Genomic DNA, 16,447 nt, shown 5'->3' on the forward strand with positions numbered 1-16,447 from the left:
GGCCGAATCGAGTTCACAATACAGTTACGGACTGCTCATTCGCTTTTGGTTGCTCTCCACCCTTTCTGTTGAAAACGCAGTTACCATCAGCTACGGGGCGGTAACGATCTCCCCGATCAGGACTTGCACCTGACTATTCAATCGCCTTTGCAGGCGCACTAAACGGCACAGGCCCTGTGCCGTTCAGAAAAAAGGTCGAAGAACAAACCCGATCGAACGAACGCGTCTCCGCGATCTGGTAATGCGTGTTCCGATCGTCCGTGAGTGGGATGTCGGTGGATGTAGGCACAGGCCCTGTGCCTACTACATCAACGTGCCTGAAAGCAGATCGAATCTGACTAGCGAAATTATCTGGCAATGTCTCTCGCGTTACCCATCCGTCCGCAAGATATTCTCGACACCAAAACGTAAACGGCACAGGGCCTGTGCCGTTCAGAAAAAAGGTCGAAGAACAAACCCGATCGAACGGGCGCGTCTCCGCGATCTGGTAATGCGTGTTCCGATCGTCCGCGAGTGGGATGTCGGTGGATGTAGGCACAGGCCCTGTGCCGTTGTGCCACAATAACCACCGCCAACACACCCAATCAAGTTACTCAGCCGCATAGCGATCCGTACAACCTAAACACCCATAAAAAAACGGCCAACGTTTTTAGAACGTTGGCCGTTTTGGCTGTGACTTCGATGAAGCGTCGGAGACGCATTGAAAGCATCTCCATTTCGGTTGTGACCGACGTTCTCGAGAACGCAGCTACTATTGAAAACCGACGTCGTTTGCAGAACGGCTCTAGACCAAGCCTTCGCAGCGATTCATGCAGTTCAGGTCTTCGAAAGCCAACTTGAGGCGATCGACGAACGAGACTTCGCCACTTCGCAACCAAACGCGAGGGTCGTAGTACTTCTTGTTCGGCTTGTCTTCGCCCTCTGGGTTACCGAGCTGCGTTTGCAGGTACGCTTCGTTCTTCTTATAGAAGTCCAAAACACCTTTCCAGGTTGCCCATTGCATGTCGGTGTCCAAGTTCATCTTGATAGCACCGTACTGGATCGCTTCGCGAATTTCTTCACGCGACGAACCGGATCCACCGTGGAAGACGAAGTTGACGGGCAATTCGCCGGTACTGAATTTCTCGATGATGAAATCTTGCGAGTTCTTCAAGATGATCGGCTGCAGGCTCACGTTACCTGGTTTGTAAACACCGTGAACGTTACCGAACGCAGCCGCGATCGTGAAACGAGGTGAAACCTTGCTCAGCTCTTCGTAGACATAGGCAACTTCGGAAGGTTGCGTGTAGAGTTTGCTGCTGTCGACGTCCGAGTTGTCAACGCCGTCTTCTTCACCACCGGTGATCCCCAGCTCGACTTCGATCAGCATGTCCATCTTGTTCATGCGTTCAAAATACTTCTTGCTGATTTCGACGTTCTCTTCCAATGGCTCTTCGGAGAGATCCAGCATGTGAGAGCTGTAGAGTGGCTTGCCGGTCGCCGCGTAGTGTTTTTCACCGGCGTCGAGAAGTCCATCGATCCAAGGCAGCAACTTCTTGGCACAGTGATCGGTGTGCAAGACAACTGGCACGCCGTAGTCTTCCGCCATTGCGTGGACGTGCTGGGCACCCGAAACACAACCCGCGATCGCGGCTTTTTGGTTTTCGTTGGAAAGGCTCTTACCGGCGTAGAAAACACCGCCACCGTTGGAGAACTGCACCATGACGGGCGAGTTCACTGCTGCCGCCGCCTCTAGCACCGCGTTGACGGAATCAGTCCCGACGACGTTGACGGCAGGCAGGGCGTAGTTGTTCTCGTTTGCGTGACGCAGCAAACGATCGAGGGCTTTCCCGGACACAACACCCGGCTTGATTTCTGAATCGCTCATGAGATTGAATTCTGGTTGATGGCTAAAAAACGGTGCAAGGAAAAGTTGCGACTTCTGGAAAAACCAATTTCCAGGCGGGCATTGTCGTTTTGTTTGCAAAATTTTTCAACGGGCGGCAACCCGAGTCCGACGGGGGGAATAAGTCGCGGGAAATCGAGGCTGCGATGGACGGAGAACAGCCGTGTTTGTCCGAATCCGCCCCCTTCGGCTCGCGTTCGGCACGATACTACCACATTGGCATCAACTGCATTTTGCGGACGCATTCTGTCCCCGGAGCGAACACGGCCTGGGTCTGTCAAGTTGTCGCAACCACCGGGGGTTAACGCTACCGGGAATGGATCGTGCCGACTTTCCTGGCCTTCCGATCTCACCACGCGTCTGTCGCGCACTGTGTACGCTCAACAAGTCCCGGTAGAGATGAGCGTGGCTCGAGCCCAAATCGCCGCAATGAAATGGATACTTCGGGTATTTTCTAGGTGCCGCGCCGTCCACGAGTAGACGCCTTCAATCGTGAAGCGGTGCCTGTTCGAGATCTCATTGGCCGGTGGGTTCGAGCGTTCTCAGGGGATTGAACATGTCGAAGTGCCAGCTCCAGAAGTGCCAGTGCCAGAAGTGCCAGTGCAACACCACCAATGCAATCACGCGGTTGTTATTTGTCTTTGCTGTGCTCGTCGGAGGCAACGCCGCTGCCCAAGACTTCTCGCCCGTTCAACGACTTCTTGATGACGCAGTCAACGAAGGGAAGGTCGCGGGCGGATGCGTCTTGATACTGCACCGTGGCGAAGTCGCTTTTGGCGAGGGATTCGGATTCGCTGACCTCGAATCGCAGACGCCTTTCCGGCTGGAAACCCCGGTTGTGATCGCGTCGATCAGCAAACCGCTGCTGGGAACCGCAGCATTTCGAATTGCCGAGCACGGGGGCGTCAACCTTTCAGCCCCCATCTCGATTTATTTGCCCGAGTTTGCGAACGCGTTGCTCGAATCGGGATCGCCAGTTGGTCGCGCTCCGTCCATGATCGAACTCTTTGGCCATACCTCGGGAATGCGGGCCGAGGGTCCAGGCGGTCGCCCGTGGTTCGCGTCATGGACGAAAGGGATAACCTTGGAAGATGTCGTGAAGCGATATGCTCGAGACTATCCATTGAAGACTCGCCCCGGAAAGCGGTACGCCTACAGCGGTATCGGTATTGATGTGGCGGCTCGCGTGCTCGAGGTGGTGGCGAATACGTCACGCCAAAACATGCTCGTCACCCAAGTCGCCAAACCGCTAGGGATGAATCACACGTTCTACCGGGATACTGATAGCGTCAAACTCGTCGGCCCGATGCCGACTCGGTATCAGCGACGTGATGACGGCACGCTTGTGTTGCGGCGGAAATATCCTGTTCCCCTGGTCAACGACTACAGTTCGTCAGGTGGTTCGGTCATTTCTACGGCTGCAGATCTTGCGAATTGGCTGTTGATGTTCCGCAACAATGGGATGCACGACGACGAACGGTACCTGGAAACAGAGACCGTCGAGGAAATGCTCACACGGGTTCCGAATAGTTCGAATAGCCGGTGCGGCTTCTTTATTCGAAAGAAGAGTTCAGATGGCAAAGCCACTGTCGTCGGACACACGGGCTCTTCCGGAACAAACTGCTGGGTCAATTTCAAAGAGGACCTCGTCGCGGTCACGCTGACTCAGACCAGCGGAAACGTGAAGCAGTTCCGCATCGAGTTGGAAAAACGCATCAATCAATGTGCCGCAGGCCGAGTCGACAGCGAGTCATCTCCACGCACCATGCCTCGGTAGGGACGACAGCATTTTGCCAAGGGATCCGCGAGTGGGAATGCAGGGACGTAAAGAATGCCGACAGCATTTCAGATGATGACATGACCGTTTACTGCACCGGCTTTCGTAAGAACGGAAGCCCCCGAAGTCTGGCGTCATCCCGGCAACGATGCGTCCACACCGACATCAGCGATGGCAGCCGCATTCCCAAACCACTCGGCGCGACGAACCACGGCCGCTGCACCCCCTCGACACGATCGGGCCGCGAGCCCTCATCGCGAGCTACTGCGAAATAAAGTGTCGTTGTCCCCTTGCACATCTCGATTGAATATTCGGTTCGTTCACCCGTTGGTTTTCCCACGCCCGACGGCGTCGCGGGCGGCGGTATTGGCATGTTGGATTGTCACGTTGAGACAACTATAATTTGAGGCTTAATCTCCTCTCTACCCGCCCTCTCCAACCTCCGATTCCCCCAAGAGCCAATTGATGTCGCATCCTCGCTCCACGCCAATTTCGACACGCACGTTTTCGCGTCGCCGTTTTACTCAAATTGCTGCATCCACAGCCGCATTCGGCGCGTTTCCTCACGCGAACGTTTCCGCCGCATCGGCGCAACGTGTCTATGGTGCCAACGAAAAGGTGAACGTCGCGATCATTGGTTGCGGCGGGATGGGCGGCAGCGACGCTAAGAGCATCTTCAACACGAAGATGGTCAATGTCGTAGCTCTATGTGATGTTGCCATGGGAACTAAGCATACCGCCGCGATCGAAGAGAAGTTCCCTGACGTACCACGTTTTAAGAACTTTCGCGTGATGTTTGACAAGATGTCAAACCAAATCGATGCGTGTACCGTCGGTGTCCCCGATCACTCTCACTTCCCAATCGCGATCCTTGCGATGTCATTGGGAAAAGGCGTGTACGTCGAAAAACCATTGGCTCACACGTTCCAAGAAATCGAACTGTTGATGGCGGCCGAAAAGAAATACGGCGTCGCTTGCCAGATGGGTAACCAAGGTCACTCCGGTGCCAACTTCCATCAATTCAAAGCGTGGAAGGAAGCGGGCGTGATCGAGAACATTCGTGAGGTTACCGCCAACATGAATGCCGGCCGGCGTTGGCACCCATGGACGTTCGATGAATGGCAAACGGGCGAGACGATGCCAGACGGAATTGATTGGGACACATGGGCAGGCACCGCTGCCAAACATCCTTACAGTAACAAGTTGCATCCGGGCAACTGGCGAAGCTGGTTTGAATACGGCAATGGAGCCTTTGGCGACTGGGGGCCACACTTGCTCGACACCGTCCATCGCTTCCTCGATCTCGGACTTCCCGAACGCGTCACCGCAGTCGTGCTCGACGGACGACGCGAGCTGATTTTCCCGATGGCCTCGACGATCCAGTTTGATTTCCCCGAACGCGGCGATGAACCTGCCTGTAAGGTGACTTGGTACGACGGCGTGAAGAACCAGCCGCCACGCCCCGCGGATCTCGAAGACGGCCGCAAGATGGAAACCAACGGCAAGACAATTTACGGCGACGGCATCACGTTCAAAGGCGCCTCTCATGGATCGCCCCTGCGTGTTCTCCCAGGAGAAAAAGCCAACGACCTCGCGAGCGACTTGCCGAGATACGAGACAGGCTCCAATCACCATTTGAACTTTGTCCGCGCCGTCAAAGGTGAAGAACAAACCCGGTCTTCGTTCGACATTTCCGGCCCGCTCAGCCAGATGTTCTGCATCGGTGTGATCGCCCAGCGTCTTGGCGGTGAACTCGTCTTTGATCGCGAGACCAAACAGATCACTAACAACAAAGTCGCCAACGAATTGCTGGTCGGCCCGCCACCACGCAAGGGCTGGGAAGAGTTCTACAAGCTGTAGGATTTTGCCGCACGTTCGCATCAACCGCAAACCGAACGAACTGGCGGCCAACGGTCACGGTATCGCACGCAATTCCAGTGCGTTCGCATTGCCCAGCGAGTTCCGGAAGGGACAACCGTAATTTGTGCACGGTCGCCTGCAGTGGAAATGCGAACGCACCCGCTCGGTTTGAACGAGACGGATGCACGATGCGTCTATCAACGCATTCCCAATTTATTTTTGTCCGCTTCTCGATCTCGGAATCGACTCGGGCTCAATTGTCGTTCTGGCAGACAAAGAATGCTGCAGCATCCATCGGCAGGGCAAACGAGCGAAAATGTAGGCTGCCCGACCTAACATCCTGCACAAAAGACAAGTAAAGGACGCGTTGGGCATTTGTTTGGTTTATCAAACGTTCTTTTCATATGCAGTTAACGCCTTCACGCACCCGCTCAATCGTCGCAAATTTGCTTCGATTCGCACGCCATCGCGTGTTGAGAGCATTGGATCGGGTTGCTTCTTGAGCGTGCGGTCAAGTCTCACTGCGTTTGTGTGCGATACTCTTGATAGGCAAATCCTGGCAGTGCTTCAGAGATTCACTTGTTTCGAATGTGGGGCATCTCAGAGGCAGACACTGGCATCTGATTTGGCGAGTTCTGTGCCCGTCGTGCGGTGCAGCATGCTGGTCTCGTTTCCGAGGTTGGTGATGGCATCGCACACGGGCCAGAACGCCTTTTCTCTTCTCGCCGCACTCACAATTGTTGCCTGGTCCTTTTTTGCATTTTCTTTGCGGCCGTGCGCATTCCGGATTGCCCTCGCTTTCTACGGCGTACCACTGAGCCACTCACGCGACTTCGCAACAAAACCGACGGCATCCCGCTATCCAGATCTGCCCGTTTGTCGGTGACGGTTTCGTGGCAGAACCGTCGCAAAGGCCACCATGACACTGCTATCATCTTGAGCATCATGATCACGATGCCGAGAAACCTCAGTGGTTCGCGGCATTGTTTGTAACCGAATCGTAAGAAATACGTCGGGCACCGGCTGGAATCGAGCATCGGCGACTGACGTTTTTCACCAACGCCCCCCCATATTAAATCCGACTCGCGGCAGGAGTGAATTGCATGAAAAAGATGAGTGTCATGATGGTCGGTACCGGCGAGTACACGACCGGATTCGTACCGGGAGCCGAAGTGGCATCCGACAAGAAGGCGGGAATCGTCGGCACAACGCTCTTCGATCTACGTCGTCGCGGCCTCGTCGATCGATTGCTGATGGCAGGTACCAACGGAACGAAATTCCCCCGGATCCGGAAACATCTCGACAGGGCTCTCTCAAAGTCCTATCGCGACATGGACGTGCAATTCGACAGCTATCCGGGTGACGATGTGCCTCGCGATGGCAACGCGTACCGACTGGGCCTCGACACGATGCAACCCGGTGATTGTGTCATCGTCTTCACACCCGACGACACGCATTTCCAGATCGCAATGGAAGCGGTCGAACAGGGTTTGCACGTCTTGATTGCAAAGCCGATTGTCAAAACGGTTGAGGAGCATCTGGCGTTGATGCAAAAGGCAAACGAAAGGGGCGTCGTCGTTGCGATGGAAGTTCATAAACGGTGGGATCCACTTTACACCGATGCGCGAGATCGTATCCGTGATCTCGGGGATTTCAGTTTCTTTCAGTCGTACATGAGTCAGCCGAAGTCACAACTCGACACGTTTCGAGCGTGGGCCGGAAAGTCGAGCGACATCAGTTATTACTTGAACGCCCACCACATCGATTTCAATCTCTGGGCAGTCGGCCACCGTGCCCGTCCGACCGTCGTTCGAGCATCCGCGGCAACCGGAGTGGCCCACGCGATGGACATCCCCACCGAAGACACCATCACGCTGACGGTCGATTGGGAGAACATCGAAAGCGGAAACAAGGCAACCGCGATCTACACGTCTTCATGGATTGCCCCCAAGTCAGATGTCCATTCACAGCAACGATTTTTCTTGATGGCCCACGGTGGAGAGGTCACCATTGATCAAGCTCATCGAGGATATTCACTCGCGACGGATGAGGATGGATTCAGTTCACCCAACCCGTTGTTCATGAAGTTCACGCCCGACGCGGATGGATATTTCTCGGGGCAAAGTGGTTACGGATATCGCAGCATCGAAGCCTTTCTCCGTGCGGCGGAGGAGGTTCGTCAAGGGCGAGCCAAACCAGATGATTTCAATGGCAAACTGGCCACGGCGAGCGACACACTCCTTTGCACGGCCATTCTCGAAGCGGGTCGGCGAAGTCTCGACACAGGCGGCAAAGCGATCGCTCTAGATTTCGACGACCAAGGCGTCGTGTCTCAGTTGAGAGAATTGTGAGGATCGGTGCGTGCTGTTCTTGCCAGCATCGGATACGAAAAAAAGCAGGCCGGATCAAGGAGCCACGCAACGCAGATCCGGCAACGGCGTCCCCAAATGAGTGACGGCACGTTTACCTCTTCGACGAGAACACGAAAATTGATCAATACCGGAACAACGCTCCGCTCGGTCCGGCCTACTCGCTCGGTTGAGTATCACACCGGTCCAGTTCCGAATTATTTTTGACCACGAAAAAGACGAACGAAACGTAAGTACTTCTTAGTGCCCCCCCCCTTTCGTGTGTTCTATATCTTTCGTGGTCAACTCTCCCCAACACGAAACGACACGAATGCAGGTCGAGCGATGGCGGCCCAATTCAGCATCTGCCCCGCCTCACCCCGGATAGCTTTTGACCACGAAAAAGACGAACGATACGAAAGCACTTCTTCGTGCGCTCTCTTTCGTGTATTTCGTATCTTTCGTGGCCAGCTCTCCCCGACACGAATGCAGGTCGAGCGATGGCGGCCCAATTCGGTATCCGCCCCACCTCACTTCCGGATAGTTTTTGACCACGAAAAACGCGAACGATCCCAAAGCACTTCTTCGTGCACTCTCTTTCGTGTATTTCGTACCTTTCGTGGTCAACTCTCCCTACTACCAAGCGACACGAATGCTGGTCGAGCGATGGCGGCCCAATTCGGTATCCGCCCCGCCTCACTTCCGGATAGCTTTTTACCACGAAAAAGACGAACGATACGAAAGCACTTCTTAGTGCACCCCCTTTCGTGTGTTTCGTACCTTTCGTGGTCAACTCTCCCTACTACCAAGCGACACGAATGCTGGTCGAACGAAGGCGGCCCAATTCGGTATCCGCCCCGCCTCACTTCCGGATAGTTTTTGACCACGAAAAACGCGAACGACACGAAAGTACTTCTTCGTGCATATGCTTTTGAGTTTTCCGAACCTTTGTTGGCCGTGTCTTTCCGTTTCTGTGCGACATAAACCCAACGAAGGATTCCAAAGCGAATGGCATGCGTCCGATCAAACCGTCGAGTTCCGTGCTGGCCATGTCTCAGTTCTTTCAAACCTCACATGGCGACGTGAAAACGGAGCATATTCTTAGTTTGTTGCTTCAATGAGGCCTGACCCCCTAGAATTCTCTGCCCCCCTAGAATTCTCCCAGGCAAATGGATGCTTGGTTGGAGACCATTTGCGGAGCAAATGGGCGACGATGGCGAATGGTTGATTAGCCAGGGATTGCTGCTATTCGAGTTCGGGGTCTTTGAGGTTGGTTTGGATCCAGCGGTCGGAGACGTGGATGTCGGTGGTTTCAAGTTTGCCGGGGCCGAGGTTGTGGTATTTGTGTGGGATGTTGGCGGGCCCCATGAGCACGTCGCCGGTGTCGGCTTCGATCTTTTGATCGCCGATCGTGAACAAGGCACGGCCCGTTCGGACGATGAAGACTTCGTCGTACGGGTGGACGTGCCAACGTGGGCCTTCACCGATCTCCTCAGTGGCGTAGAAGAGAACAGTGACGCCGGTTCCGAGCGTTTTGCCTTCGAGGGCTCCCGCCCAAAGATCGGTGCGCGATCCCCATTGCGATCGAGGAACAAGCTTCGGTTGGCGGCCTTGCGGATCGAGTTCTTCGAAGTCGTAGTGTTCCATGGGGAGTTGTTAGCGATTAGTTCTTACCTACTAGCTTTTTGGGGGCTTCCGCGTGCGGGACGCGAAAGGTGACAGGTAGTAGCTAATAGCTCATCGAATGACTGGGCAGACGTCGAACCATTCTCGGTTTTGGTCGAACATCCACTGGCTGGCTTCGGGTGGGCCCCAGAGGCCAGTCTCGTATTGCAGCAGCGGTGGTGCCGCGGGGCTGTTCCAGGCTTCGATGATCGGGTCGATGATTCCCCAGGCGAGTTCGACTTCGTCGCCGCGTGCGAACAAACTCGCGTCGCCTTGGACGGCGTCGAGGAGCAAGCGTTGGTAGGCGTCGGGCAGCGAGTCACCGCCGATGGAATCTTGGAAGTTGAAGTCCAGGTGACTGGTCCGGGTTTTCATTCCGGCGTCGGGGACTTTGGTTTCGAAGTGCAGTTGAATGCCTTCGGCCGGTTGGACCTGCATCACCAATCGGTTGCCCATCGGGACGCGTGATTTGTCGCCAAACATCATGTGTGGCACGTTTTTGAACTGGATCACGATCTGGGTCGTGCGGCAGGACATCCCCTTGCCGCTGCGGAGATAGAACGGCACGCCCCGCCAACGCCAGTTATCACAGTAAAGTTTGAGGGCAGCGTAGGTCGCCGTTTGGCTGCCCGGTGGCACGCCTTCTTCGTCGAGATAGCCTTTGTACTGACCGCGGACGGTTTGGGAAGCGAAGTCGCCGCCGGTCATCTTGCGCATCGCGTGCAGGACTTTGACTTTTTCATCGCGGACCATCGTTCCGTCGTAGCGGGCCGGTGGTTCCATGGCGGTAATCATCATCAATTGCAGGATGTGATTTTGGAACATGTCGCGAAGAATGCCGCTGGTGTCGTAATAGCCGGCGCGGCGTCCGATGACGACTTCTTCGGCCACGGTGATTTGGATATGGTCGACGTAGTTGCGGTTCCACAACGGTTCGAAGATAGAGTTGGCGAACCGCAGGGCGAAGATATTCTGGACGGTTTCTTTGCCGAGGTAGTGATCGATCCGATAGATCTGTTCTTCGCCGAAGACGTTGTGGATCGACGCGTTGAGGGCTTGGGCGGTCGCGAGGTCGGTGCCGAAGGGTTTCTCGATGATGACGCGTCGGGTGCCGTTGTCTTCGCACGCGAGTCCGGCGGCGCCGAGTTGATCGACCGCGGTGGCGTAGAGTTGCGGCATCGTGGAGAGGTAGTAGACCCGTCCGGTGGATTTGCCTTCTTCAATTTCGTTCAAAAACTCAGCGAGTGTTTTGAAGGAGGCGGCGTCCTTGATGTCGCCACTTTGGTAGTAGACGTTGGGGGCGAAAGTGTCCCATTTTTCCGACGAGAACGATTTACCGGCGAATTTCGACGTGGTTTCTCGGAGGCTGGTCCGCCACTCGTCGTGCTCGAACGGACTGCGTGACACGCCGACGATGCGTGTGTTTTTGGGCAGGCGACCCTTGGCATGAAGTTGGTAGAGCGCGGGAATCAGCTTGCGGCTGGTCAAATCGCCGCTGGCACCAAAGATCACGATCGTATTGGACATAAAAACGAGCCGGGAGTTATTGTCGGTTGCGAATGAGAGTAGGCGTCTACTCTAAGTTTGATTCGAGTTTAGGACGAGACCCCCCAACGCCCGAGCGACGCCGGATTATTGTTTTGCAGTAAGAGGGCTGGATCAGCGGGACCGGACGACGAGGCCGGACATGAGCTGGCTCCGTGTGCTCTGTGCAGACGCTCGAAATGTGCGGACGTTCCAACGCCCGGCATCGGCACGCGTCGGCGTTGCGTGATGGGGCGGGAGCATGAAAACGCGTGAGGCGAGCCGTTGATGCACCGCCCCCGACGTCCGCCATCGCGTTCAACGGGCCACTAACGTGGTGGGCTGCTAGCAAGACGGGCTATTCGAAGCGTTCGTGGGTTTTGGTGTAGCGGGGGCCGCCCATTCGGCCGATCGTGGCGATCTTTTCGGGATCGACCCGGCCGTCGGCGTCGAGGGTGTCGTCGTGGAGGTAAATCGAAACGATGCGTCCAACGACCAGGTTGGCGCCCCCTGGGCCGACACCGAGCTGCATGGACGTGAGCAGTTCACACTCCATTGCCGCAGCCACGTTGCTGACACGCGGCGGTGCGACGACGGCGGAAGGCGTTTTTTGCGTGCCGGTCAGAGTGAACTCGTCTTCCTCCGAAGGAATTTCGAGTGCGGAGTGTTTCATCTCACCAAAAATCTCTTCGGTGACGATATTGACGACGAATTGTCCATTGGCCCGGATGTTCGCGAGCGTGTCTTTCGCGGTCCCGTCGGCTCGGTTCGCCGGACAAAACATCAGTGTCGGAGGATTCGCGCCGACCCCATTGAAGAAACTGAAGGGGGCGAGATTGCAGACACCCTCATGATCGACTGTCGAAACCCAGGCGATCGGGCGGGGCGTGATGATCGCGGTCATGGCTTCGTAGAGCCGCCGCACCGATAGATCGCTCGGCAGGATATCCATGGCGTGCTCTCGAAGTGTCCGGTGTGAGGTGGAAGGAGGCTCTAGCGTGAACGCTGATCTCGGTTCGCAAACACCGGATGCTTCGTCTCGATTCGCTAGCTCAGTAAACCGGCGAGTAGACCGGTGCTGTCACCCATCGCCTCGGCCGGTGTGCCCATGCACTCGAGCATCGATAGATACAGGTTCGCCATGGGCTGCTCGGTTTGATAACGCATCACCCGCCCCGTCTCAAGCCTACCCCCACCGCCACCGGCCAAGATAATCGGCAGGTCGTGGTGGGTGTGACGGTTGCCATCGCCCAGTCCGCTGCCATAGAGCACCATGCATTGGTCGAGTAGCGTCCCGTGGGCGTCGCTGACCGAATCAAGTTTCTCGACAAAATACGCAAACTGCTCGACGAGATAATGGTCGATCTTTTGTAGTTTCGAAACGTTGTCCTCACGGTTCTGGTGGTGGCTGAGCCCATGGTGGGCGTCATTGACGCCGATCTCGCGGTACGTCCGATTGCCTCCGGCGGTGTCGAGCATCAGCGTGGCGACACGGGTCGTGTCGGTTTGGAACCCGACGACCATCAGGTCGAACATCAATCGGGCGTGTTCCCGGAAAGCTTCGATGCGGCCGACGGGAACGTGCAAATCCGGCATGGCCGCCAAGTCTTCGGCTTCGGTGTGTTCGATGCGTTTTTCAATCTCGCGGACGCTGGTGAAGTATTCATCGAGTTTTCGCTTGTCGGTTTCCCCCACTTGCTTCATCAACTTCTCGGCGTCGTTGCGGACGATGTCGAGGATGCTGCGTCGGGTTTGGCGTTGTTCACGTTGGACAGTCGCGTTGCCGCTGCCGAACATGCGTTCGAAAGCGAGTCGCGGGATGGTTTCCTTCGGCATCGGCTGCGTCTCGTTTTTCCACGAGATGTTCGACGAGTACGCGCAACTGTATCCGGAGTCGCAGCTTCCCGCGTTGCGGCTGCCTTGGAGGCCGAGTTCGATCGAGGGCAGCGTCGTCTGACCAGCAAGTGCCGTCGCAGCGACTTGGTCGACCGAAATGCCCAACCGAATGTTGCTGCTGGTTTTCACCGGGCGTGCGGCAGTCAGGAAAGTCGAGCCGCCACGGGCGTGGTCACCGGCACCATCGGCCTTGCCGCGTCCGTTGTCCAAGGCGAGGTTTTCGAGCAAGTTGATTTTGGCTTTGACCGATTCGAGCGGGCTGAGCGTGGTCCCGAGTTGCCAATCTTTGAACGTCAAGCATGCCGAACCGTCATCGGTGACGATGTCGCCACGTCTGGTCCGTTCATGGCCATCGATGATTGGTCGCCATTGTGGTTGGATGACTCCGTTGGGAACGAACACGCACGCCATCCGAACGGGGGCAGCTGCGTCCTCCCCGGTCGGCCCGGCAGATGCGAAGGCGCTCATTGCTGCGGGAGTCATTGATTCGAGCAGCGGCAGTCCCAGGGACATTCCCGCGGCGCGGAGGATCGTCCGTCGTGCCAATCGGTGCCCGCCACGAGGGCATGCCGGGGATCCTGCAGCAGCGTTGGGGCGGCGAGCAGAACTCGCGGTCTGGTTGGCTTTCATAGCGACGGCACCTCGGCTTGATGGTTCAGGAACGGAGGACTCAGGATGACCTGCTCGAGCAGATCACCAACACGATAACGTTGGTCTTGGGTTTCTTCGAGAATCGCTTCAACAAAGCATCGATCGCTCGGCCGCAATTCACGCCCGATCGCGAACGCGAGCATCCGGCGGACGGTGGTGTCGGCGAGTGCCCGTTCTTCGGTCTCGGCGAGCAATCGGGCGAGTTGGGCGGCGCCTTCGAAAGCTCGCCCGCCGGGCAATTCGCCCGATGCGTCACCCCGTGCGGGATCGTCTTCGGGGCGAAGTCGGCCGAAATGATCATAATCTTCCAACCCGAAACCGAGTGCATCCATGACGCGGTGGCATGAAGCACAGCCCGGATCGGCGCGGTGCAGTTCGAGTTGTTCGCGGAGAGTTGCATCGGCGGACGCCGTATCGGTATCCTCGAGACTCGGGACGCCCGCGGGAGCTTCCGGGGGCGGCGTGCCGAGAACGTTCTCGAGAATCCATTTGCCACGCTGGACGGGAGAGTTCCGTGTCGGGTAGCTGGTCAGCAGCAACACACCGGCGTGCCCGAGAATCCCGCGGCGCCCCACGGCACTAATATCGACCGCAGCGATTTCTCGGTCCTCGACATCGGCCGGAAAATCAACACCGTACCACTGAGCGAGCGGACGGGAGACGAAGGTTCGTTCGCTAGTCAGCAGCTCGGCGACGGGGCGGTTCTCTCGCAAAAGGTGCAGGAACAATTGTTCGGTTTCGGACGACAACATCGCAGGCGTGATCGCGAGTTCATCTCCCGTGTCGTCGGCACTGCCCGATGAGTGAACATTGGCGAAATCGCTCAGGTCGCGGTTTTGCAGATTGCCCAACGCGAACCATTGGCGTGCGAACTGGCTACCGAGCGAATCGGACTTTGGATTGGCCAGCATGCGGCGCACGTGGCGGAGCATTTTCTCGCGATTCGTCAGTTCATCCCGTTTGGCGGCATCGAGCAGCGAATCGTCCGGCAGGCTGCTCCACAAAAAGAACGACAAGCGGCTGGCGAGCTGGTTCGATGTCAACGGGATCGCTTCGCCGGCGCGGGCTTGCTCTCGCTGTTCATCGCTCTCGGGGACTTCGATTCGAAACAGAAAACGTGGTGAGACCAACACGGCTGAAATCGCTACTCGGATCGCTTCGTAATAAGAATCACCGCGGTCGGTGATCTCTTTGACCACGTTGACGTACGGCGTGATGTCGTCATCGTTGACCTCGCCTCGAAACGCGCGACGCATCAGCGGACGCAAACAATTGCGGGCCGCCTTTTCGACATCGGCGTAGCGATCGTGTCGACGTTCGGGTAATCGTCCGAGCAATTGTTTTTGCCCCGGTGGCAGGTCGCTGCGTGTGGACGCTCGCGGGCCTTTGACGACAATGCCTCGATACCGTACGGGGAAATTGTCTTCGTTGATATCGTGGTCAGGTTTAAGCTCTTCCGCGTCGACGGATCGGCTTTCGTTGAGAGATTCGTCGTTGAGTTCGGCGAAACGTGGCGATACCGATGTACCGATTTTCCAATCGTCGGTCTCTTTGAGTTTGTCCAATTGACTTGCGGGGACGGCGGACCGCTGAAAGAAAAGCCGATGCGTGCCGGCATCGAGCGTGATCCGGGCGGAGTCAAAATCTTCGTCGCCTAGGCCACCACGGTGTTCGAGTTTAAAGATCGCTCCCAGCGTTCCGTCGGCGGTATGCATTGCGACGAGAGCGGGGCCATGCGAAGGGATCCGCGATGACCCGTGGACTTCGATGGTATATTCACCGCGGACGGGTACTTCGACGTCAAACCAAGCGAATTCATCGGGGGCAACGTATCGTTGGCCGAACGTGCCCATGCGAGTGTCGCCGACCACATACAGCGTCTCGCCGGCGAACGTTTTGTCGATTTGAACGAGTGTGCTGGGATCGATGATCAATTGCGCCGTGACGTCTTCAGCCGCGGTCAAATATTTGTCCATCAACATTGTCGACAGCGACAATACGTCGGCATTGTTGTCGAATCCGCCGCCCACTTCGTCGGAGGGGAACGTGTCAGCGGGCCGGACGTCGACACCGAAAAGGTCGCGGATCGCGTTGTTGTATTCGGCTCGATTGAGACGGCGGGCGGTCGTGCGACCAGGACGCGGACGCAGATCGCAGGTGGCGTGGAAGACCAAGGCATCGAGCAGATCGGCGAGTTCGCGGCGTTCGGCTGTTTCAGGAAGCTCCGCGTCTTCGGGTGGCATCGCAGCGAATCGGATCATGCTGATCACGTGAACAGCCAGCTCGCTGTGCCGTTGAACACCATCGAGCGTTTTGAAATCACTCAGGTCGACTTCCGCTTCGGCATAGTCGGAACTGTGGCAATCGATGCAATAGGTTTCCAGAAGAGGCCATCCTTTGCTGACCCACTGGGAAGCCGCGATCTGTGCCTGCGTTTGCGCCGGTGCGTCGGCACCGGTAGCGAAGTCGCCGGTCAGAGCGACGCAAATGGCGACGACCGTCCCGAATCGCAATATCGTTCGATGCGATCCTAAGACATGCGCGTCGCGACGCGTTGGCGCGGAGGCTGGCATAGGCAGGTCATCCGGGAAAATCCGGATTCAATGGGAAGGCGGGAGGATGCCGATCGAGGATATCAAAAGAGATACCAACGGCGAGGCGGGAAATCCGCGTGGTGGCGGAAGGTTCGTTTGCGGACGCGGTGGGGAACGACGGCCGGGGGCCACGTTCGGTCCGATGTATTCTTCATTCGAAACTCGCTCGCCCTTCCCATCGGGAAGAACGAGCGGAGTGCTGGGTCAGGTCTGGCAGCCACGGAATCGCGTGGCGATCAGTTGACAT

The 16,447-nt window shown here is 56.8% G+C and carries 9 protein-coding genes; 3 read left to right on the forward strand and 6 right to left on the reverse strand.

All coding sequences use genetic code 11. The annotated features are described in order from the left end of the window. Positions 1 to 784: 784 nt before the first annotated feature. A complete protein-coding gene (gene fbaA, locus FHS27_RS28860) occupies positions 785 to 1,867 on the reverse strand; it encodes a class II fructose-bisphosphate aldolase (protein WP_184309584.1) in 1,083 nt (360 codons plus the stop codon). Between the two features lie 574 nt (positions 1,868 to 2,441). On the opposite strand from fbaA, the gene FHS27_RS28865 reads away from it, so the two are divergent. From FHS27_RS28865 to FHS27_RS28875, 3 genes are all read left to right on the forward strand, one after another. After that, the gene (locus FHS27_RS28865) at positions 2,442 to 3,662 is read left to right on the forward strand and encodes a serine hydrolase domain-containing protein (protein ID WP_184309586.1); all 1,221 of its coding nucleotides are present in this window, start codon (positions 2,442 to 2,444) and stop codon (positions 3,660 to 3,662) included. A gap of 465 nt (positions 3,663 to 4,127) precedes the next feature. Continuing rightward, complete coding sequence (locus FHS27_RS28870; RefSeq protein WP_184309588.1) at positions 4,128 to 5,522, forward strand: Gfo/Idh/MocA family protein; 1,395 nt, start codon at positions 4,128 to 4,130, stop codon at positions 5,520 to 5,522. A 1,103-nt stretch (positions 5,523 to 6,625) separates the two neighbouring features. After that, positions 6,626 to 7,873, forward strand: coding sequence for a Gfo/Idh/MocA family protein (locus tag FHS27_RS28875; protein WP_184309590.1), 1,248 nt, complete (start codon positions 6,626 to 6,628; stop codon positions 7,871 to 7,873). 1,242 nt (positions 7,874 to 9,115) lie between these two features. Here the strand turns inward: FHS27_RS28875 and FHS27_RS28880 are convergent. The 5 genes from FHS27_RS28880 to FHS27_RS28900 all read right to left on the reverse strand — a co-directional run bounded on the left by FHS27_RS28880 (position 9,116) and on the right by FHS27_RS28900 (position 16,179). Next, positions 9,116 to 9,517 carry a cupin domain-containing protein gene (locus FHS27_RS28880; protein WP_184309591.1) on the reverse strand — a complete coding sequence of 134 codons (402 nt, stop codon included), beginning with the start codon at positions 9,515 to 9,517 and terminating at the stop codon, positions 9,116 to 9,118. A 90-nt stretch (positions 9,518 to 9,607) separates the two neighbouring features. After that, entirely contained in the window at positions 9,608 to 11,062 is a 1,455-nt protein-coding gene (gene zwf / locus FHS27_RS28885) for a glucose-6-phosphate dehydrogenase (RefSeq protein WP_184309593.1), read from the reverse strand. Between the two features lie 355 nt (positions 11,063 to 11,417). Continuing rightward, the gene (locus FHS27_RS28890) at positions 11,418 to 12,011 is read right to left on the reverse strand and encodes a flavin reductase family protein (RefSeq protein WP_184309595.1); all 594 of its coding nucleotides are present in this window, start codon (positions 12,009 to 12,011) and stop codon (positions 11,418 to 11,420) included. A gap of 95 nt (positions 12,012 to 12,106) precedes the next feature. Then, positions 12,107 to 13,585, reverse strand: a complete 1,479-nt coding sequence (locus FHS27_RS28895) for a DUF1552 domain-containing protein (protein WP_246421220.1) — start codon at positions 13,583 to 13,585, stop codon at positions 12,107 to 12,109. Further along, a complete protein-coding gene (locus tag FHS27_RS28900; RefSeq protein ID WP_184309597.1) occupies positions 13,582 to 16,179 on the reverse strand; it encodes a DUF1592 domain-containing protein in 2,598 nt (865 codons plus the stop codon). Before FHS27_RS28900 ends, FHS27_RS28895 begins: the two co-directional genes overlap by 4 nt. Positions 16,180 to 16,447: the final 268 nt, after the last annotated feature.

Origin of the sequence: Aporhodopirellula rubra, from assembly GCF_014192335.1 — a bacterium.
Classification (GTDB): Bacteria; Planctomycetota; Planctomycetia; order Pirellulales; family Pirellulaceae; genus Rhodopirellula; species Rhodopirellula rubra.